Annotated in this window: 16 protein-coding genes and 1 pseudogene; 7 read left to right on the top strand and 10 right to left on the bottom strand. The window is 60.7% G+C overall.

The window, feature by feature from the left end; translation table 11 throughout:
- Nucleotides 1-124: 124 nt before the first annotated feature.
- Both P6U29_RS13900 and P6U29_RS13895 read right to left on the bottom strand, forming a co-directional pair.
- Complete coding sequence (locus P6U29_RS13900) at nt 125-316, bottom strand: hypothetical protein (RefSeq protein ID WP_407118099.1); 192 nt, start codon at nt 314-316, stop codon at nt 125-127.
- A gap of 117 nt (nt 317-433) precedes the next feature.
- Nucleotides 434-1,291 (bottom strand): SDR family oxidoreductase, encoded by an 858-nt coding sequence (locus P6U29_RS13895; RefSeq protein ID WP_407118098.1) that lies wholly within the window; start codon nt 1,289-1,291, stop codon nt 434-436.
- Nucleotides 1,292-1,815: 524 nt separating this feature from the next.
- Here P6U29_RS13895 and P6U29_RS13890 point away from each other — a divergent pair.
- A complete protein-coding gene (locus P6U29_RS13890; protein ID WP_407118097.1) occupies nt 1,816-2,607 on the top strand; it encodes a Crp/Fnr family transcriptional regulator in 792 nt (263 codons plus the stop codon).
- 64 nt (nt 2,608-2,671) lie between these two features.
- Here the strand turns inward: P6U29_RS13890 and P6U29_RS13885 are convergent, their stop codons facing one another.
- On the bottom strand, nt 2,672-2,905 hold the full coding sequence (locus P6U29_RS13885; RefSeq protein ID WP_407118096.1) for a hypothetical protein: 234 nt from the start codon (nt 2,903-2,905) through the stop codon (nt 2,672-2,674).
- 371 nt (nt 2,906-3,276) lie between these two features.
- Nucleotides 3,277-3,636 (bottom strand): annotated as a pseudogene (locus tag P6U29_RS13880) (hypothetical protein); the annotation flags it as partial.
- 289 nt (nt 3,637-3,925) lie between these two features.
- Here P6U29_RS13880 and P6U29_RS13875 point away from each other — a divergent pair.
- Complete coding sequence (locus P6U29_RS13875; protein ID WP_407118095.1) at nt 3,926-4,144, top strand: hypothetical protein; 219 nt, start codon at nt 3,926-3,928, stop codon at nt 4,142-4,144.
- A gap of 41 nt (nt 4,145-4,185) precedes the next feature.
- Here P6U29_RS13875 and P6U29_RS13870 read toward each other — a convergent pair whose 3' ends face one another.
- Nucleotides 4,186-4,875, bottom strand: a complete 690-nt coding sequence (locus P6U29_RS13870) for a LuxR C-terminal-related transcriptional regulator (protein WP_407119323.1) — start codon at nt 4,873-4,875, stop codon at nt 4,186-4,188.
- Between the two features lie 929 nt (nt 4,876-5,804).
- Between P6U29_RS13870 and P6U29_RS13865 the strand changes: the two genes are divergently transcribed.
- Nucleotides 5,805-6,146, top strand: coding sequence for an H-NS family nucleoid-associated regulatory protein (locus tag P6U29_RS13865; RefSeq protein WP_407118094.1), 342 nt, complete (start codon nt 5,805-5,807; stop codon nt 6,144-6,146).
- Nucleotides 6,147-6,822: 676 nt separating this feature from the next.
- Nucleotides 6,823-7,920, top strand: coding sequence for a hypothetical protein (locus tag P6U29_RS13860; RefSeq protein WP_407118093.1), 1,098 nt, complete (start codon nt 6,823-6,825; stop codon nt 7,918-7,920).
- Here P6U29_RS13860 and P6U29_RS13855 read toward each other — a convergent pair.
- The gene (locus P6U29_RS13855; protein WP_407118092.1) at nt 7,901-8,299 is read right to left on the bottom strand and encodes a VOC family protein; all 399 of its coding nucleotides are present in this window, start codon (nt 8,297-8,299) and stop codon (nt 7,901-7,903) included. The genes P6U29_RS13860 and P6U29_RS13855 overlap by 20 nt on opposite strands.
- 228 nt (nt 8,300-8,527) lie before the next feature.
- Entirely contained in the window at nt 8,528-9,112 is a 585-nt protein-coding gene (locus tag P6U29_RS13850) for a GNAT family N-acetyltransferase (protein WP_407118091.1), read from the bottom strand.
- A 110-nt stretch (nt 9,113-9,222) separates the two neighbouring features.
- Between P6U29_RS13850 and P6U29_RS13845 the strand changes: the two genes are divergently transcribed.
- From P6U29_RS13845 to P6U29_RS13835, 3 genes are all read left to right on the top strand, one after another.
- The gene (locus P6U29_RS13845; RefSeq protein WP_407118090.1) at nt 9,223-11,160 is read left to right on the top strand and encodes an HAD-IIIC family phosphatase; all 1,938 of its coding nucleotides are present in this window, start codon (nt 9,223-9,225) and stop codon (nt 11,158-11,160) included.
- Nucleotides 11,147-11,389, top strand: coding sequence for an acyl carrier protein (locus tag P6U29_RS13840; protein WP_407118089.1), 243 nt, complete (start codon nt 11,147-11,149; stop codon nt 11,387-11,389). Before P6U29_RS13845 ends, P6U29_RS13840 begins: the two co-directional genes overlap by 14 nt.
- A gap of 332 nt (nt 11,390-11,721) precedes the next feature.
- On the top strand, nt 11,722-16,362 hold the full coding sequence (locus P6U29_RS13835) for a DUF4082 domain-containing protein (RefSeq protein ID WP_407118088.1): 4,641 nt from the start codon (nt 11,722-11,724) through the stop codon (nt 16,360-16,362).
- Between the two features lie 54 nt (nt 16,363-16,416).
- Here the strand turns inward: P6U29_RS13835 and P6U29_RS13830 are convergent, their stop codons facing one another.
- From P6U29_RS13830 to P6U29_RS13820, 3 genes are all read right to left on the bottom strand, one after another.
- Nucleotides 16,417-17,031 carry a transglutaminase-like cysteine peptidase gene (locus P6U29_RS13830; RefSeq protein ID WP_407119322.1) on the bottom strand — a complete coding sequence of 205 codons (615 nt, stop codon included), beginning with the start codon at nt 17,029-17,031 and terminating at the stop codon, nt 16,417-16,419.
- Between the two features lie 824 nt (nt 17,032-17,855).
- Nucleotides 17,856-19,169: an HlyD family type I secretion periplasmic adaptor subunit gene (locus P6U29_RS13825; RefSeq protein ID WP_407118087.1), complete on the bottom strand. Its 1,314-nt coding sequence runs from the start codon at nt 19,167-19,169 to the stop codon at nt 17,856-17,858.
- Nucleotides 19,166-20,869, bottom strand: coding sequence for a type I secretion system permease/ATPase (locus P6U29_RS13820; RefSeq protein WP_407118086.1), 1,704 nt, complete (start codon nt 20,867-20,869; stop codon nt 19,166-19,168). Before P6U29_RS13820 ends, P6U29_RS13825 begins: the two co-directional genes overlap by 4 nt.
- Nucleotides 20,870-21,105: the final 236 nt, after the last annotated feature.

Genomic DNA, 21,105 nt, shown 5'->3' with positions numbered 1-21,105 from the left:
ATCGGCTCACAGATTTGATCACGATTGGGCGATGCGCGTGCTGCAGCCTCATTGGGCCGTTCGGCAGCGCGCCAGACGATTCACCAATCAGGAGCTCGCGCGATCGTTCCCGCCGGCTGCATCATCACGGTCGAGCCGGATGCAGCGTGCGCGGATGCCGCTCGTGCAGCAACCGCGCGAGCTCCTCACGCTCCGTCGCGCGCCCCTTCATGGCGGTCTCGAACAGCGCTTCCTGGATGTCGCGAGGCATGTCGCCCCACACCTCCATCGCGGCACGTCCGAGCAGGCCCGCAAGATGATCCACTCCATCGCTCATTCGGCTCTCCTGATCTGCACGGGAGTGGAACAGCCGCGGTCGCACCGCGTTCCACTGCCATCGCGGCGCCGACACGGTCCTTGCGCGATTCTCCTCTCCGCTGACAGGAACACCCGATCACATGAACGGCTTACCACCGGTGACGGGCAGCGTTGCTCCTGAGGTGTAGCTCGAGAGCGGATCGGCCAGCATGACATAGGCCGTCGCGAGCTCAGCCGGCTGGCCGGCGCGCTGCATCGGCACCTGCTTGCCGAAGTTTTTGACGGATTCCTCCGGCATGGTCGACGGGATCAGCGGCGTCCAGATCGGACCGGGGGCAACTGCGTTGACCCGAATGCCCTTGCCGGCCAGCATCTGGGCAAGCCCACCGGTAAAATTCTGAATGGCTCCCTTGGTCGTGGCGTAGGCCAGCAGGAGCGGATTCGGCATGTCGGAGTTCACCGAGGCCGTGTTGATAATCGCAGCTCCTGGCCGCATGTGGGGGACGGCGGCCTTGCTCAGATAGAACATGGCGTGGATGTTGGTCTCGAACGTCCGCTGCCACTCTTCGTCGCTGATGTCGGCGATGTCCTTGAACGTAGCCTGATGGGCCGCGTTGTTGACGAGGATGTCGATTCCGCCGAACTCCTCGACGGTGCGACGCACGATGGCCCGGCAGTGCTCGGGATTGCGGATATCGCCTGGGATCAGGACAACCTTGCGTCCCTCTCGCTCCAGCAACGCCTTGACCTCGGCCGCATCCTCGTCCTCGTTCAAATAGGAGATGACGATATCAGCGCCTTCTCGCGCAAAGGCGATCGCCACCGCGCGGCCGATGCCGCTGTCGCCGCCCGTGATGATCGCCTTCTTTCCCGCCAGACGCCCGGCGCCTTTGTAACTCTTCTCACCATGATCCGGCTGAGGCTGCATCGCACGCGTCGAGCCGGGCATCGGTTGCCGCTGCGCAGGATAAGGCGGCTTCGGATAGTCGATCATGGACAACCTCCCGGCATTTGCTGCGCTAACGGAGCGCCGCCGAAAGTGTTCCTTGGGACAGGGTCTGCACGCCATTCGCGGTCAGGAAACCCTGCTGCTCCAGCGTGTTCAAGAGGAGAGCAGCCGGGTTCACACACGAAGCGGCAGCGGACTCATGTCTTGGAAGCACTGGGCGATTCAGAGCGCGTGTGCAGTCCGCGCCTTGTGCTTCAGTAATTCGCGCCCGAAGAGCTTGCCGGGAGAGCGGTCCCTGCCAAGAGCGCTCTTCAGCCCTCGCGCACCCTGCTCGCGACAAGGTTGATGCGATCCGTTGTCATGCCCGCGGCGGTCCTGCCGAACGCCAGCGGGAGCTGGAGGCAGATCTCCGCCGCGGTGTGCGGTTGTCGGGTAGCGGCATGCTCACCATTCGTCATAGGAACCATATATGTGGTTGGCCAGTTGGCTTGCTGTTGAGCTGGAGTCTGCAGGGCAGCTCGACACCGGCATGCGTTCGAGCGCCGGGGCATCCGTCGGGGGCTAATCCCATGATGGACCACGCGACAAGAGTTGGTAATCGGTTGTTAGCAGCGTTGCCGCCGGCAGATTTTGCTTTGCTTGCACCTCATCTGCGGAAAGTCGTGATCGAACGTGATTCCGTGCTCGTCCGATCGGGCGATCGGATTGAACATCTTCTCTTCCCGCTCACCGGCGCGATCGCCACTATCATGGAGCTGCCGAACGGGCAGACGGTCGCCACGGCGATCATCGGCCATGAGGGGGCTGTGGGCCTGACGTCAGCGCTTGGCGCATCCCACTCGCCCGCGACCGCGGTCGTTCGCATATCAGGGGCCGCGCTGCAGATCTCGCCCGCGCGATTCCTGGCAGCGCAACACCGCAGCCCCCAAATCGCCTCCATGGTGCAGGTCTTCACGAGATCGTTGTTGACGCAACTTCAGCACGTGGCGGCCTGCAATGCACTACATTCCGTCGAAGCCCGCCTAGCGTGCTGGCTGCTTCACATTCACGATCGGGCAAATGGCAGCGATCTCCTCCCGCTGACCCAGGAAACATTGTCGGAGTTGCTGGGTGTCCGCCGCACCACCGTCACACATGTCGTGAGCACAATGCGCGCATCACGAGCGCTGAAATCCAATCGACGCGGCCAGCTTGAGATTGATCGGCCGCGGCTCGAAGCCGTGGCATGCGAGTGCTACAAGATCATGAGCCGCAGGATCGATCGGATAGTCTCGCACGGCGCGGTCGGGCTCGTTCATGGCGCTCCTGCGCGGAGCGCCTCCCGCTCGCCCGGTAGCCGAATAGCCGGGACAGGCTCATAGAGCCGGTTCGCTTTCGCGAACTCGTCATCCATTCGTCCTGGGACGCCCGTCACAATAGCCCGATTTATTGCGAGCAAGCAGCACGGGCATGAGCTTTGCCGGTGCGAAGCTGGAACGGCCGCTCGCAGATCGGAACACGGCTAGGGGGACTGCCCGCCCTGCGCAGCTTGCGCTGACGATTCTCTTCTCGACCCACCCGCTCTCTGAGCTTCTCAAGCTCCACGAGCTGGGTGACCAGCGCGTCGAGACGCTCTTGAAGCACAGCCGCAGGATTCTCCGCTCGAACGCGGGTATTCATCGCACGCCTCCTGATCGAGGTCTTAGGGAGAAGTCGCCTATTCTTGAGAATCGGGAAAACTATGCAATCCTGGGATAATCGCACTAACATTTGGCATGTTGCGTCCACAAAAGCGTTGCGGCTGTACATCGAGGAGACGCTCGGCCGACGTTTTAGCTGTCGGGGCAAAGTCCCCGGGCTTGCCAAGCCGACGGCGGCCCGCTGGCTTACACATTGGGCCGAGACGACTCCTATCGGCTGGATTCGGTTGCGCTCGAAATCCGAGTGTTAGTTCCGGGGCAATTGGCCTTGCGCTTTTCCTCGTCTTCGTCTGCGCAATCGAGTCCGCCATTTGCGCTTGGAATTCCAGAGCTGCCGCCGGTTGCGAAAGGCCCTTTCGCAATTCCTCCGCCACCACCAGACCCGCCGCTACCGCCGGATCCGCCGCCGCCGGATGTCCCTCCGGCGCGAGATGATCCAGCGGAGAGGCTGCCAGGTGCTCCCCCACCCCCTGATGACGCGCCGCTGGAACTCCCCGGCCCGGCCGCGGACGATCGATCGTTATCGAAGAACGACTGCCCTCTATCGTTCTGCGTCCCTCCATGCAGGCCGCCGGAACGTGCAATGGCCCTCGAGGTCAGGGAAGTGGATAGAAGCAGGGTCATCACTGGGGGTGTCACGGCCGCAAATCCTCCGCAGGCTTTCAAAAACGCCCGCCGGTCGTCATCTCCGTTGTCGTCCCGGGTCACGATGCGCTCTCCTCGATTTAAAATTTTATTTACGGTATTATATATTAAATGACCTTTCAACCAAGAATTTTCTTTGCCTGAATGGGGTTACTTAACGTGCGCCGCTGACAGGTCGCCGGCATTTTCCGTGCTCCTGCCTCCACTTCCTGGCGCAACCCCCTGCCGCTCGCGCGCGATTTCGAGTTGCGCTCGCCATTTAATATGGTTAATTTGCATTTAACAGAATCGAGCGCAGGCTCGGCTAGAATGGATCATTGCGATGTCACTGCAATTCCATCGGTCCGTCCGGGACATGGAGATCTGGAGCGCGACCAGCGAGGGTTTCTCGTTCGTGATCAGTTTCGAAAGTCCCGAAGGTCCGGGCTTTCACGGACGCTCCGGCTATCTGGCAAGTTGGCGTCCGCTCTACAAAAACCAAGCCGCAATCAAGATTGGCGGCTCGCCCTTTCGAACGTTAGCCGAGGCCGAAGGGGCCTGCCGCGACATGGCTGAGCATCTGGCGCCACAATAGCCCGCCCCCGCGTACGCTCCGAAAGACGCCAGAGGTTCTCGTCATTTCGCGCTGGCGGGATCCTGATGCAGCAGATCAGGGGAATCCACCTCATGTGGCGCGGCATGCAGCTCGTTTCGCGAAATCGCCAACGCCGCAAGAACCGTACGATTGCTGATATCCAGCTTCTGGAAGATATGATGCAGGTGGACCTTGATCGTACCATCGGCAAGATTCAACCGACGCCCAATCTCCTTGTTCGATAGCCCCTCCGACACGAGCCGCATGATCTGCCGCTCCCGGTCCGTCAATTGTGTCAGGGGCTTCTCATCGGCGCGGGGCTCCTCGTTGGCCTGCCCGTTGCTCGGCGAGGCCGCAACTTGGCCCTGAGCGGCCTTCCGCAGGGTTGCGACCAGCATCTCGGCATCCGAATCCTTCGAGAGGACGATGCAGGCGCCACCCAAAGCCAGCCTTTGCAAGTCACAATCGGCCGCGATGCCGGCGAAGAAGACTACCGCGGGGCGTGGGCCTGCAGCGTTTGCAGCACCGAGAACCTGCTGCCGGCTGACATCGGGCAGTGCAGCATCGACAAGCGCGACGTCCGGCACAAGAAATCGGATTGCCTCAATGCAGCTTGCACCATCGCTGCAAGACGCAACGATCGTAAAATCACGCTGCGTCGCAAGAACGCTCCTGATCCCTTGCAAGACGATCGGGTGTCGATCCGCGATGACAATTCTGATGCGGCGCATGCTTCCCCTGCCTATTGCTGACAACCCCCCGTGCAGCCGTTTAATCCAACAATCACTTTTGAAACGCGAGGATAACCAGTCCGCTCGGGCATAACGTCGCACCGTCTCAAGTCTTAGACGGCCCGGCAATGTCGATGGCTGCGGTAACGTAACTTGAGCAGCAATACGCGCAGCACCGTAAGAATGCGGTTCTCCCCGCAAAATTCAAGGCTGCAAATTCCTGGACGAAAACAACGCTCTTTTGACGGAGCCTGATGGATTCGATCAACAGATTCCCCCACAGAATATCTGAGCACCGTTCGGTTGCCTTGTTATTATGACCAACATCCAATTAACCTCGTTGGTGCCTTTATTACGAACGATATATTGGGACATTCACGATTCAAATCTAACATTCGACGAAGTTTCGGCGAAGGCGAGGCCATTCGACAAGCCTCGCCTCTGGAAGGGAGGGAAAAGTAATACTATTCACCAAAGTGAAGCTGCGTAATCAAGCACGGAAATAGTCTGATCGCAGCCCGTGTAGCACCGATGACAACCGGTCACCCAAGTTGGAGCTGCATCTTCGTCAATTCAGCAACTTCAATGAGCGGTTACGGGGCATCGTTGGCAATGAGTAGGTGGTCACATGTATTCTTCAGCTGTTTTGCGTCAAACTCACCAGGCTCTCATCGTTCAATTCACCGAATTGCAGAACTTACGTAGTCGCGTGTCCAAGGCCGAGCAGCGATTGCTTGGCAAAAGGCGGCCCACCCGACGGAGGGCACTCGGGAGACGCCCCTTCGGTCGGACGGCCGGCTCGAGCCGGTAGCGCACCAACAAGTGTTGGACTGCGCATCGGGCGAACGGGAACGTACTTGCCGGAGCGGGCTTCGACCTGATATCCCCTCCACCTTCGTTTTAGACGGAAGTAGTTGGGGACGGCTTCCATGGACAAGGACGACTGGACATCCGCCACGACGGCGGAGCTTTGGCGGCTGTATGATGAAGTGACCACGGTCCTTGGACGCAGGATGACCGCGGAAAAAGCCAAGCTCGAAGAACGGCTTCGCAGGATAGAAGGGAATCCCGGGGCTCAGAACGAGGGACGTGCGCGGCGCCCCTACCCTCCCGTGCTGCCGAAGTACCAGAACCCCAAGAACCCATCTGAAACCTGGTCGGGACGCGGTAAGCAGCCTCGATGGCTGAAGGCGCAGCTTCGCGCCGGCAAGAAGCTGAACGATCTTCTGATCGACCGCCCGTCCGGGCAAAGGCGCCGCCGGGCCGGGTGAACCTCCGAGTGTTGACGGGCCGAAAGTGTCAGGACTGGGCCACAGGCGACGCTTTAGCGAGTAACATCCTCTTTCCCATTAGGACTGCCGTCGCTACCACCGTTGCCTTTGCCATTGTTGCCCTGCACAATTCGCCCCCCAGAACTGGCGATGGCGGTTGAGGTCAGAGAGGTCGAGAGCAGCAGAGCCATTGCAGGCGGAGTGACAGCGGCAAATCTTCCGCAGCCCTTCAAGAACTCACGACGGTCATCACTGTCGGTGTGGAGTTGGGTCATCGGCGCTATCCCTACGATCGTCGACGACAGATAATAAGCGGATTTGGATACCTCGCAAGTTAAATATGTTAATCTCAACATTTAAATTATTTGCACCGCAATAACATCTTGAGTGCCATCGCACCGACGCTCCCGTCGCACGCAGGGCGTTGAGATGAACTCCTACGCATAGCGCAGCCTGCAACGCACCTCCCGAAATCCGGGGGCAGCTTATGCCAAACGCATTATATGCACATGACGCGTTTGACTTTTTTAAACTAGAGCGATTATAATTTTAAAGAATTAAATGATATGGGTACATCGCTTCTTTAGCCGCCTCGGCGCAAAACGAGGCTGGAGCAGCCACAGCACACGTGCCCAACGACCGCGGTTCGCAACTGGCGAAAACGAGAGGCAGTTCCATGATCGGAGCCGAGGCCGGTGCAGCGTTCAGGCAATTGCGATCTGGCTTCGACACCGCCTTCCGACCGGGCTTCTCATTGCCGCGTCTGGGCGCCCTGATGAGCCGCGCCCTCACCGAAACTCTCTTAGACCTTTCGGAACTAACGGTTCTCACCGAGGCTGCGACCGGCGCGTATGCCGTGACGGCCGTTATCGCAGCGATGGCCGGCGCCAGGCACGTCTATGCCTTTACGAGAACTACGCGGCACGGCACTTCAGCTGAAGCCAGGGAACAGACCCTGCAGCTCGCAGATTCCGTCGGTGTGGCCAATCGCATCGACGTCCTGGAGCAGATCACCCCGGATATCCTCCATCAGACGGATATCGTAACCAATAGCGGCCACCTTCGGCCTCTTACCGCTGCGCTCATTGATGAGCTGCCAAAGGAGGCCGTCATCGCCTTGATGTTCGAGGCCTGGGAATTTCGCCCCAAGGACCTCGACATGCAAGCATGCTTGCGGCGCGGAATTCCGATCGTCGGCGTAAACGAGCGCCACCCGTCAGTCGATGTCTTCTCGTTTCTCGGTCCGCTGTGCGTGAAGCAGCTGCATGATTGCGGTTTATCCGTTTACAAGAATCGCATTGCTGTGGTGTGTGACAATGATTTTATTGGCTCGCTTCGCTCCGGTCTTGCGAACTCCGGAGCGAGCGTGGATGTCTTCGACGACGTACAGACCGTGTATCGCGACCAGTGGGATGCAATCATCGTTGCGCTGCGCCCGGCGGCCGAGCCTCGTATCGGTTCGCCGGAAGCAGCTCACCTCGCTGCGTGCGCGCCCGATGGTGCCATTGTCGTGCAGTTTTGGGGCGATATGGATCGAACCGTATTGTCAGCAAATGGCCTGGGCGTTTGGCCAACAGCACCTCCAGGACTTGGACACATGGGCATTCTGCTGTCGGAGATCGGTCCTGAACCGATCGTGAGACTGCAGGCAGGCGGGCTACGCGCTGCCGAGTGGGTTCGGCGCAGCGGAACTGTTTCGTCTGACGGATTCGCGCAAATCGTTGCGCAGCATTCCGATCAACCGCCAATTCATGCTAGGTCTTCGCCTCAATGAGCTCGATGAGCGTGCGCGTCGCGGAGGCGAGAAACACTATGCGGCGCATGTCGAACGCAACTGCGGGCGCAGGTGACGATACCGGAAGATATTGCTGCGCCCTGAAGCAAGCGATCGCGTCGTCGAAGCGAGCCACTTCGTAGGCGAGATGGTAGAATTTACTGCCACGCTTCAGGACCCCAGCCACCGGGGATTGCGCGCCGGCCGGCTCAATGAGCTCCAGGCGCGGACCGCCGCCTGATACGAATTGAATGCGAACCTGCTGGATCGGGTCCTCGAACGTAGGTCCTTCGGGACTGTAGCCAGCCACCGCGAGTTCGGGCAACTCCGCCGCGATGTTTCGGCACGCCATTCCCACATGATGAAAATGCAGATCCATCTGCTGTTCCTCTTGTCCTTGCCAGCACAAGGAGACCGGCCAGTTCGGCCGGACTAAAAATTACCATGACTCTCGATCCTCGCGAGCAGGTCATCGACACGAACTTTCCTGCGCCGCTGCGCCGACCGGAAGAGCCAGGGGATCCATGAGCGAGACGCTGTCATGAGGCGCTCAGAAGCCAGACAGGTCCCAACTCCAGCGTGAATCCGTCGCCTCGGCTCGGAAAATTTAACTTTCGCGCGCATCGAGGAGCAGCGCCGACCAAGCCTGCTTCAACCGCGGATAATCTTCGCGCGACATCCGAAACGTAATCACGTCATCGCCGTTCCACCAAGCCTTCGGCGCAATCTTCTCGATCTGGAAACCAAGGCGAATATGGAAGTTCTTTGCGGGCGCGTTCTTACTCTGCACGTTTGCGACGACGACCGAAAGCCCCAGCCGCTCGAATGCGAACTCGAATAGCAGGTCGAATATCTCTGCCAGAAAGAGGCGCGCGCCGGGATCGACGATCAACCGCGCGACTTCGCCCTGTCTCGCCGCGAAATCCAGGTTCGCAAGGGCGATGCTGCCGGCCGGCTTCTTCGAGCGCTTGAATTCGGCAATGAAATAGTAGTCATCCCCCCTTGCCTGATACTTCCGGAAAAACCCCTCCTGGTGGGCCAAGGTCAGCCTTTCGCGGGTCAGAAACTTGCCGAGAATGGGATCGTTCCGCCAAGCGATGATTTGCGCGGAGTCCTCCAGCCGGACCTCTCGCAGGAGCAGGTTATTTCCCTCGGGAAGCCGCTTGAGATTCTCAGCCTTGGTGGCAAGCATGCTTGTGCTCGGCGACTCCGATCCCATGTGCACCGCCATCTATTTATTTCACGATAATAAGCCATTTAAATATATTTAATTGACCCGAGCTTTATCATTATTTAACGTGAATGACAATCAATGATGACGCTGTCCTTGATGGAGGCTCCACCATTCTCGCTGCTGTACCCGTATTGCCGGACCGGCCCATCAATGACGCCGACCTCAAGTCCCTGGCGTTGTCTGGCGATGCCACGTTCTGGGGGCATCTCGCCGCCCGCTCGCGGCAAGCGACGAGCTTTTCCGAGCTGTTCTTTCTGTCGACGCTCCGAAAAAAGGCGAAGTTCCATGCGCCGGAAAGCGTCCGGCCAAGACTCCGCCTCGCCTTGATCGGCGGCTACAACCTTTATCCGTTACACGAACTGGTTGAACATCTCCTGGCCATTCGTGGGGTCGAGTGCGAACGCTTCCTCGGCGATTACGACAACTTCGTCTCGGAAATCCTCGACAGCTCGAGCCCACTTTACACCTTCAAGCCGGATCTCGTCTTCATATTGCCGAACGCGAACCACTGCCGGATTTCCGGTTCGCTCCTCGATGCCGTGGAACATCAGCGCGAAGCCGCGGTCGGCGCTGCCGAATACCTCCTCAACCTCGCGCAGACTTTCACCACGCGCTCAGGCGCCGCGGTGATCCTCGCCAATTTCGCCTTGCCCGGCGAACTCGACCTCGGCTCGTTTCGTTCACGCACGCTTGGTGCCGATTGGAGCTTCCGAAAGGCGGTAAACCTCGAGCTCGGGCTCCGGGCCCCAATGGAGGTGCAAATCTGTGACGTCGAGTTCCTCTCGGCGCGCCGAGGGATCGCAGCCGCGGCGGACGCGCGAGCGTGGTATGAATCGAAGCAACTCGGCTCACCTGACTTTCTGGTCGACGTCGCGCAAGAGCTAAGCCATCTGATCGCCTCTCGGAAGCAAGGTCCCAAGAAGGTATTGGCAATCGATCTCGATCACACGCTATGGGGCGGCGTGATCGCGGAGGACGGCGTCGAGGGAATCGAGCTTGGCGAGTCCTCTCCCCGCGGCGAAGCTTTCAAGGCTTTCCAGAAGTACCTGCTTGGGCTTTCCCAACGCGGCGTCCTGCTCGCGGTGTGCAGCAAGAACGACCATGCGCGCGCGGTCGAGGTTTTCGAGAAACATCCCGAGATGGTTCTCCGCCTGGAGCACTTCGCGGCCTTTAAGGCCAATTGGGACCCGAAATCTGACAACCTGCAGCGAATCGCGGATGAGCTCCGCCTTGGTCTGGATAGCTTCGTGTTCGCCGACGACAACCCGGCCGAAATCGAGATCGTCCGTCAGTTTCAGCCCCAGGTCGAAGGCGTGCTCCTCGGGCCAGACCCCGCCGAATTCATCGGCCGCCTCCAAGCCGGGCGACATTTCGAGCCACGGAACGTTACCGAGGAGGACTTGGAGCGGACGGCGCAGTACAGGCAAGAACGGCGACGTGCGGAGCTCGCGGCGAGCGTAACCGACATGCCGGCCTACCTCGCCTCGCTTGAGATGCGAGGCACGATCAAGGAGTTCGAAACGCTCGACGTCCCCCGCATTGCCCAGCTGATCGCGCGCAGCAACCAGTTCAACCTGACGACGGTCCGTCGGTCCGAGACAGACATCAAGGGACTTCTGGAAAGGCCGGACTACCGGTGCTTCACGATGCGACTGGAGGATCGGTTCGGTGATTCCGGGCTCATCTCCGTAGTCATTGCAAAGATCGAGGACCGCGTCTTCATTCTCGATACTTGGCTCATGAGCTGCCGCGTGCTCAAACGCCAGGTCGAGGACGAGATCATGAACGAGATATTTCGACTTGCAGACGTGGCCGGCTGCACGAGAGTGCGCGGCATTTATCTCCCGACCGCCAAAAACGGGATCGTCGCCGGAATCTACGAGGAGTTCGGCTTCGCACGTACGGAAGATTCCGCTGCCCGAAAAGAGTTCGAGCTCGAGGTGGAGAACTATCAGATGCGCTCGACAACGATCCGCGTGACCCGGAGGGCTTATGAAGCAGGCTGAAGTATTGGCGAAGCTGCAGGAGGTATTCGACGGGATCTTCATCGAGAAGGTCGCGGCCAAGCCCGAGCTCTCGGCGGCCGATGTCGAGGAGTGGGACTCGCTCATGCAAATCTCGCTCGTCATCGCCGTCGAGCAGAAGTTTCGCGTCCGATTTCGTGTTGGCGAGGTCGAGGCGGCGCGGACCCTGGGGGAGTTCGCCGATCTGATCGCGAAACGGATGGAGCCATAAGGGCTGAACTCGAAGGTAGAACGCGGGAGTACGCGGCGCGCCGCCAGCTCCTTGGCGTCTCGCCCCCGATCTGTCGGCGTACGCCGCAATGCTTCGCAAAGCCGCTCCCGCGACCGTTCGTCTGAGAGGGAGCGGAAGCCCCTTCTTGAGCTCAGAGGACGCCAGCAGCAACATCCTTCAAGAGAAATTGACATTCGTGTACGCGCCGATTGCTTCCCAAGCGAAATAAGAAATGAGACAAATAAATTTAATATTTAATTTATTAATATTCGATTTTCGCCGTCTGATTTGGTTAAATCACCAACAGGACTCGACTGCGCGGGAGAACAAAAATGGCAAGTTTGTTCACCACCCAAACGCCGGCCAACACCAATGCCACCGACGGGACTGGGGCGGATTATGAGCTGGGGATGCGCTTCACCGCTGACGCGTCCGGCGTGATCCAGGCGATCCGGTACTACAAGGCCTCGAGCGAGACCGGAACCCATGTCGGCCACATCTGGTCGGCAACGGGCCAGGAGCTGGCAACCGTCACGTTCACCAACGAAGGCGCATCGGGCTGGCAGCAGCAGGCGCTCGCCACGCCGCTCACCATCGCCGCCGGCACGACCTACGTGGTCTCGGTCAACATCAACAGCTACTACGTCTCCACCACCCAGGGCTTCGCCTCCGGCATCAGCAATGGCGGCCTGAACGCTCCGGTCGGTGCCGGCGTCTTCGACTACAGCGCGGGCGTCTTCCCCACCAGCGTCTATCAGAATGCCAATTATTTCCGCGATGTCGTGTACGCTGCGAGCTCGAAGAAGCCCAATAATCACGCCGGGACGGTGAGCGTCAGCGGGAATCCGACGCAGAACCAGACTTTGACCGCGACAGTGAGCGATGCGGATGGCGTGCCGGCCACCGTCACCTATCAATGGCAGCAAAGCACGAACGGCAGCTCATGGAGCAACATCACGGGCGCGACCGCGAGCACACTGACCCTCGGGCAGGCGCAGGTCGGCAGCTTCATACGTGTCACCGCCTTCTACACGGACCAGCTGGGCAGTAGCGAGACCCCGGTGAGCGCCGCGACCGGCACGAAAGTGGCCAATGTCAACGACGTCGGTGTCGTCACGATCAACGGCACGGCGACCCAGAACCAGACGCTGACGGCCAGCGTCACGGATCCCGACGGCGTCCCGGCAAGCATCACCTATCGCTGGCAGAGCAGCGCTGACGGCACCACCTGGACCAATCTGTCCGCCACGACCGCGAGCCTTACCCTCGACAGCAGCCTGGTCGGCAAGCGGATCCGGGTGAATGCCACCTACACCGACCAGCTCGGCGCCAGCGAGAACGCAACCAGCACGGCCACGGCGACGGTTGCAGCTGCGAGTACGACCACCACCCTGTTCACGACCCAGACCCCAGCCAACACCAATGCCACCGACGGGACTGGGGCGGACTATGAGCTGGGGATGCGCTTCACCGCTGACGCGTCCGGGGTGATCCAGGCGATCCGGTACTACAAAGCCTCGAGCGAGACCGGAACCCATGTCGGCCACATCTGGTCGGCAACGGGCCAGGAGCTGGCAACCGTCACGTTCACCAACGAAGGCGCATCGGGCTGGCAGCAGCAGGCGCTCGCCACGCCGCTCACCATCGCCGCCGGCACGACCTACGTGGTCTCGGTCAACATCAACAGCTACTACGTCTCCACCACCCAGGGCTTCGCCTCCGGCATCAGCAATGGCGGCCTGAACGCTCCGGTCGGTGCCGGCGTCTTCGACTACAGCGCGGGCGTCTTCCCCACCAGCGTCTATCAGAATGCCAATTATTTCCGCGACGTCGTGTTCGCTGCGAGCTCGTCGACCCCCGATAATCACCCCGGCACGGTGAGCGTCAGCGGGACCCCGACGCAGAACCAGACTTTGACCGCGACAGTGAGCGATGCGGATGGGGTGCCGGCCACCGTCACCTATCAATGGCAGCAAAGCACGGATGGCACCACGTGGAGCAACATCACGGGCGCGACGGCGAGCACACTGACCCTCGGGCAGGCGCAGGTCGGCAGCTTCATACGTGTCACCGCCTTCTACACGGACCAGCTGGGCAGTAGCGAGACCCCGGTGAGCGCCGCGACCGGCACGAAAGTGGCCAATGTCAACGACGTCGGTGTCGTCACGATCAACGGCACGGCGACCCAGAACCAGACGCTGACGGCCAGCGTCACGGATCCCGACGGCGTCCCGGCAAGCATCACCTATCGCTGGCAGAGCAGCGCTGACGGCACCACCTGGACCAATCTGTCCGCCACGACCGCGAGCCTTACCCTCGACAGCAGCCTGGTCGGCAAGCGGATCCGGGTGAATGCCACCTACACCGACCAGCTCGGCGCCAGCGAGAACGCAACCAGCACGGCCACGGCGACGGTTGCAGCTGCGAGTACGACCACCACCCTGTTCACGACCCAGACCCCAGCCAACACCAATGCCACCGACGGGACTGGGGCGGACTATGAGCTGGGGATGCGCTTCACCGCTGACGCGTCCGGGGTGATCCAGGCGATCCGGTACTACAAGGCCTCGAGCGAGACCGGAACCCATGTCGGCCACATCTGGTCGGCAACGGGCCAGGAGCTGGCAACCGTCACGTTCACCAACGAAGGCGCATCGGGCTGGCAGCAGCAGGCGCTCGCCACGCCGCTCACCATCGCCGCCGGCACGACCTACGTGGTCTCGGTCAACATCAACAGCTACTACGTCTCCACCACCCAGGGCTTCGCCTCCGGCATCAGCAATGGCGGCCTGAACGCTCCGGTCGGTGCGGGCGTCTTCGACTACAGCGCGGGCGTCTTCCCCACCAGCGTCTATCAGAATGCAAACTATTTCCGCGACGTCGTGTACGCTCCCTCCAACGTCATCGCTCTGCTCAACACCTCTACGATCTATGTCAATGAAGCGGCCGGCACGGTCACCATCACTGTCGTGCGCTCCGGCGACCTCTCGTCTCAAAACACCGTTGAGTACACGACGAATGAAATCGGCACCGGCGGTACCGCGACGGCTGGATCGGATTTCATCCAGCCCACCTTCAATGGTCGGACGAACACCGGCCAGGTCGTCTTCGGACCGGGAGAGAGCACCAAGAGCTTCACCATCCAGATCGTCAACGATCAACTCACCGAGGGCAATGAGACGTTCGCCATCGGGCTTCAAAATCCCGGCTCCGGATCCCTCGGAGCTCCACGCACCGTGCTCGTCACCATCCTCGACGACGACTCGCCCGCCACAATCTCTATGGCGGACGCTGTGCTAAGTGTTGCAGAGAGTAGTCCGACCGCGACGATCACGCTGCTGCGCAGCGGGCCCGTCAATCAAGCAGCCACGGTCGGCTTCACGACGAGCAGCGGCAGCGCACTCGCGGGATCCGATTACACGACCACATCGGGCACGGTGACCTTTGCCGCCGGACAGGCGAGCCAGACCATCTCGGTGCCGATCGTCAATGATACGACTCCGGAGAACGACGAGACCTTCACCGTCACCTTGAGCAACCCGACGGGCGCCACGCTCGGCTCCCAGGCGACGACGATGGTGAAGATCCTGGATAATGACAACCCCGCTCTCGGCAACCTGGTGGGCGAGACAGCGGTGACGGGTCTGAACCAGCCTGCGGCGATGGACTGGACGCCCGACGGCCGCTACATGCTGATCGCGCAGAAGGACGGCGTGGTGCGCGTGGTGGACAACGGCACGTTGCGATCGACTCCGCTCATCGACATTTCGAGCGAGGTGAATGATTTCGGCGATCGCGGGCTGCTGGGAATCGCGGTGAACCCGAATTTCGCAAGCAACCACTATGTTTACCTGCTCTACACTTACGATCCGCCCGAGACGGCGACTCAGAGCGGGCTCGCAGCGGCCGATGGGGGTGGCAACCGACCTTGTCGTCTGGTGAGGGTCACCGTCGACCCCAACACGATGATTGCCGATCCGTCCAGCGAAGTGGTGCTGGTCGGCAAGAACAGCATCTGGGCCTATACGAGCCGTCCCGACGCGAACAGCGGCGGTGATCCCAGCATCGTTCCTTCCGGGATCGTCAACGGCACCACAATCACGGCTCCCGCGAGCCAAATCGAGACCGGAGCGCAGGACAACGATCCCGACAGGGCTGGCGTCCAGAACCAGAACATCCGTGACTATCTTGCGACCGACAGCGACTCGCATTCGATCGGTGCCGTTCATTTTGGTCCCGACGGCTATCTCTACCTGACGGTCGGGGATGGCACGTCCTACAACTTCGTCGATCCCCGCGCAGTGCGGGTCCAGGACATACACAATCTCTCGGGCAAGCTCTTGCGGATCGATCCAATTACAGGTGAGGGAGCTCCCGGCAACCCGTATTATCAGGCAAGCGACCCAAACAGCAATCAGTCGAAAGTGTTCTACTACGGCGTCCGCAACGCGTACCGCTTCAGCTTCGACCCCGTCACGAATCTGCCTGTGCTCGGAGACGTGGGCTGGAACAACTGGGAAGAGATCGATACGGGGCCCGCCGGCTCGAATTTCGGATGGCCCTACTTTGAAGGTCCGGACAAAACCGCCAGCTACCAGAACCTCTCCCAGGCGATCACCTTCTACAATAATGGCAACCGCAACAATTTGTCGGACCCGCCTGCCGTGTTCCCGATCCTGCCCCTCAGCCACGGGGCACCAGACAACGCCCATGTGATCACCGCGGGAGATTTCTACAATCAGAACACGATGTTCTTCGACGACGTCTACAACGGAACGATCTTCGCAGCGACGCTGGATGCGAACCGGCAGATCGCAAGCGTCCAGTTGATGGACAACGTACAAGGCATTGTGGACCTGCAGAAGGGGCCCGACGGCTGGCTCTACGGTGCCGACATATATGATGGCACGATCCGACGTTGGGTCGACTCCACAGCCGCCGCCGGGACTACGGTGGGCCTCGCGGCATCCTGACGGCGGACGCGCCGTCTCTCAACGACCGCCCGCTTTCGGCCGCGTGGTAAGAGCTTATGCGCCTGGACGACCGGCCCTCGCCCACAATCGGCTGTCGCTCGGCATCTGCATGCGGATCCAGCCGTACGGTGCCCGCGCCCAAGGCTTGATCTCGGGCGTTAGGTTGTCGAGGACCAAGTCGCCAGTCCTGGCGCGCACCACGAGCACAAGGTGATGGTCTCCAGAACCGGTCACCACTTCGCTCAACAGCAGAACCCGCGCGGGCCAGCCACGTTGTAGCAGTTCATGACGCTTGCTCACTGCGTAGTCGTTGCAATCGCCGCGAGCCGGGTTAACGAGCCACTCCTCACCTGCAAGGCCAAGTTCGTTAGGTTGCGGAGCAATGGCCCGGTTCACTGCGCGATTGACTGCTTTCAGCTCTGCCCAACGTTCCTTCGTCAGGCGGACCGGCCCGCCGCGGAAGAAGCGCCGCGGGCGGCATTCGGCCTCATAGCGTAGACAGAACATTGTGTAAGTGAGAGGCGGAAGCGTCGGGCGCCCAAGCTCGATGTGCGCAAGGTCCGCCTGGGGGACCTGTGGCAAGGCCGACAACGCCGCCCCCGCCCACTGAATGCCCCCGATCACGGTCGCTATGGCTGCCGCGAGGACCGGGCCCGAAGTTCGCTGCATCTGCCGATCCCCTTCGAACGCCAAACGGGTCGGTCCAGCCGGCGCAGGCGCGCCTGACCACCCAGAAACCTATTTAATATATTATATATTTAACACCCATTTAATTTAAACGGCAATAATTATTAAATGAGCCCCCCCCCTGCGAGAGGCGGCCTGCAAAGACGAGCGGGAATGAGAAGAGCGCCGGTGCGAGACGCCTCGATAGGCGCCGATTGCCGTTGGTGGAAAAGGTTGAAGCTGGGCGCGATGGAAGGTCGTGCGCCGCCGGTCGCGGCAATAATTTGCCACGGTATAATTTTATCGTTGATTTAAATATTTGTTGGAGCCAAGCCGTCAAACAGGCTTTCTTGAGCAGGACCTAGTTCACATGCCAGTCGAGCTACTCGTCATTCTTGGAGCTGAAACTTCGATACTCGTCTTCGTGGCCGCAATGAACCTGCACGCCAAACGGATGGACGTACTGAGCGGACGATCCTTCGAGCACCCCATCGCCTCTCCGAGGGGCAACAAGCATCTAGCACGGTCGAGCCATCGAATGGCGCGCGATTTACTACGGTTGATCGCGGGGTGGACGATCTCATCACGTTCGTTCTACCCGATCTCGTCAGGTGCGCCGATAACCAGGATGCCGCGGCGGATTCTTCAAACCGGAGCGCAGACGCCGGTCAGGTTTGAGACGCGCGCTCGTTGGACCGGCACGCCCGCTCCCGGCTCTCGCGACCGTCCGGCTTTGCTTTCAGCGGCTGATCGCACCACCGACGCCCAGAGAGAGGGCGCCGGTCCCGAATATATGCAGTCGAGCGCTGCTGCCATCCTGCACCAACTCAGCGCTCCTTGAATGCCCGTCCCGCCTGATCCTGCAGCGGCTTGAGCAGGTATGAAAGCGCGGTCCGACCTGCGGTCTTGATGAAGACCTCGACCGGCATGCCTGGCAGGAGCTTGGCCGAGCCGAGCTTCGCGAGCTCTTCCGGCTTCAGCAGGACGCGGCCTGTGTAGTAACTCGTGCCGGCGCGCTGATCCTGCGTGATGTCCGCCGAGACCATGCTGACCTCGCCGTCGATTTCGGGCGTGGTCTTCTGGTTGAACGCTGCGAAGCGCATTGTCGCGGTCTGCCCCACATAGACCTGGTCGATATCCTTCGGTGCGATCTTGACCTCAACCGCAAGTGAGTCCGCGTCAGGGACGATCAGCATGATTTGCTCGCCGGGAGAGATCACCCCTCCAACCGTGTGAACGCTGAGCTCGTGGACGCGACCGGATTGTGGCGCCCTGATATCGACGCGGTTCAACTGGTCGACCGCTGCAGTCTTGCGCTCGCCCAGCTCGGAGAGTTTCGAGCGCGTCTCGATCAGGTCCTTGCCGACCTCCGTGCGCAGATCCTGGTCGATCTGGATGATCTGGAGTCCGATTTCGGAGATCTTGCCCTTAGACTGAGCAATCATTCCTGCGAGCTGGCTCCGCTCCCCTTCGATGCGGGCGGAGTCGCGCTCGAGGGAATTGAGCCGCGTGATCGGCACCAGATTCTTCTGCCAGAGGCTGCGCACGCCCTCCAGCTCCTGGCGGATGAATTCCACTTCCTTCTGCTTGGCCTCGGTCTGCCCCATATAGCCCTTGATCTCGTTTTCGAGCTGCGCGCTTTTCTCCTGGAGCTGCGCTTTCTGGCCACTCCGTGCCTGACGACGAAGGTCGAACAGCTTCCGCTCCGCGGTGATCGCACGACTCGCCTCGGAGTTGCTCTCTTTGGCCCGGTCGAGCAGCACCTTGGGAAACACGACCTGCTCGGCACCATCGCGCTCGGCCTCGAGACGAGCCTGCCGCGCCAGCAGCTCATCGATGCTGTTGGTGACGATCGTCGCATTCGCCAGCGTTTGCGTCTCGTCGAGGCGGATCAAGACGTCGCCTGCATTGACCCGATCGCCCTGGCGCACACGCAACTCTCCCACGATTCCACCAGTTGCGTGCTGAACCTTCTTGACGCTGGAATCCACCACGACCACGCCCTGAGCGATCACCGCGCCCGACAATTGGCTCGTTGTCGCCCAACCGCCGATCCCAAAGGTCACCAGACCGAACATGATCATGCCGACGATCATGTAACGCTGGATGGATTGCATCGCCGGCGCCACCTGGCCGTTCATCGGCTGCCTCCTTGAGCTTCCGCGACCACCTTGAGCGGCACGGGATTCCGCAAGACCCTCTTGAGGACCTCCTCTCTCTTGCCGAAGGACTGAACCCTGCCTTCCCCGAGGCACAAGACATGATCGACGGCTTCAAGCGCCTTCGGACGATGGGCGACAACGACGACAATCCCGCCGCGGCGACGCACGTTCAGGATCGCCTCAGTCAGCGCCTCCTCGCCCTCGGCGTCGAGATTGGAGGAGGGCTCATCGAGCACGACCAGGAACGGTTTGCCGTAGAAGGCACGTGCGAGCCCGATGCGCTGCCGCTGCCCCGCTGACAGCGCCAATCCTCCCTCGCCAATTTTCGTGCTGTAGCCGTCCGGAAGCGAAAGAATGAGATCGTGCGCGCCGGCGGCATGCGAGGCCTCCAGAACAGCGGCGGCCGTCGCCTGCGGATCGAACCGCGCAATGTTCATCGCAATGCTGCCGTCAAACAATTCCACATCCTGAGGCAGGTAACCGATATGCTTGCCGAGGGCGTCAGAAGACCAGTGCTCGAGCGCGGCGTTGTCCAGCCGTATCCGGCCCCGAATGCACGGCCATACCCCCACCAGCGCTCGTGCCAGCGTCGATTTTCCCGATCCGCTCGGCCCAATGATTCCGACCGCCTGTCCGCTCCGCAGTTGGAATGACACTTCATTGACGGTGGGCCTCTCCGAGTTTGGAGCGCCAACATAGAGATGATCGACGGTGAGAGTTTCAACAGGAGGAGGCAATGCCAGCCGCTCCTCCTCGCCGGGCAGAAGCTTCAGCAAAGCATCAAGCCGTTGTCCCGATTGCCTCGCAGCGACGAATCCTTTCCAGTTCGCAATGGCCATTTCAACAGGCGCCAAGGCCCGCGCGGTGAGGATTGATCCGGCAATGATGATGCCGGCCGTCGATTCCTGATTGATGACGAGGACTGCGCCAACGGCAAGAACCAGCGATTGCAGGATCGCCCGAAAGATCTTGGAGGCACCGCCGAGTCCGTTTGCGACATCGCTGGCCCGCTCATGGGCCGCGAGATACTTCGCGTTGACATCCCGCCAACGCAGCGCCGCCTGCTGCCGCATGCCCATGGCCTGCAGAACTTCGGCATTGCGCCGTCCCTCGAGCGCGAGGGCAGTTCGCGAAACGGCGAGACGCGAGCTCGCCTTTGCCGGGCCTCGGGTACGCGTTTCCGTGAGCATCGTAATACCGACCAGCACCAGCGCGCCAACCAGCGCAGTGACGCCAATCCAGAAGTGAAAGAGGAAGCAGACGCCGAGATAGATCGGCATCCAGGGCAGATCGAAGAGCGCCGTCGGCCCTCCGCTCGACAGGAAGCTGCGGACCTGATCAAGATCCCGCACCGGCTGCAAGCCGTCGCCATCGGCCCTGGTCTTCAAAGGCAGGCGAACAAGCGCGTCGAAAATGCGAATACCGAGCCTTTCATCAAAATACCGGCCGACCCGCGCGCTGATCCTGCTCCTGACGAAGTCAAGCCCACCCTGAAACAGGTAGAGGACCGTAGCCAGAACCATCAAGGCGACCAAAGTCGGGATGCTGCGCCCGGGCAGCACCCGATCATAGACTTGCAGCATGAAGAACGAACCGGTGAGCATTAGGAGATTGCTCATCCCGCTGAAGGCCGCGAGAGCCCAGAATATCCGGCGGCAAGACCGCAGGAATGCCGACATCTCTGACTGCGGCTCCTCATAGTTCTCCGCCGGCTGGAAACGACCGACGAATATCCGTTGCCGAAGGGCTTCAACCCAGCGCTTTGCCCAGCCGACGAGCCGCGATGTCGACCGTTCGGCATCGTCCGCCAGCCGGCGCCCGGCCGACAATAGTCCTGACAAATGCATGATTGGGATTCGATAAAGATTCGCAGGCGGGAGGATCATCCCCCGCCGTCCAACGTCAGCCATGATGC

The organism is Bradyrhizobium sp. LMG 9283, assembly GCF_045571415.1.
In the GTDB taxonomy this organism is placed as follows: Bacteria; Pseudomonadota; Alphaproteobacteria; order Rhizobiales; family Xanthobacteraceae; genus Bradyrhizobium.
This window is presented reverse-complemented; position numbering and strand designations above follow the sequence as displayed.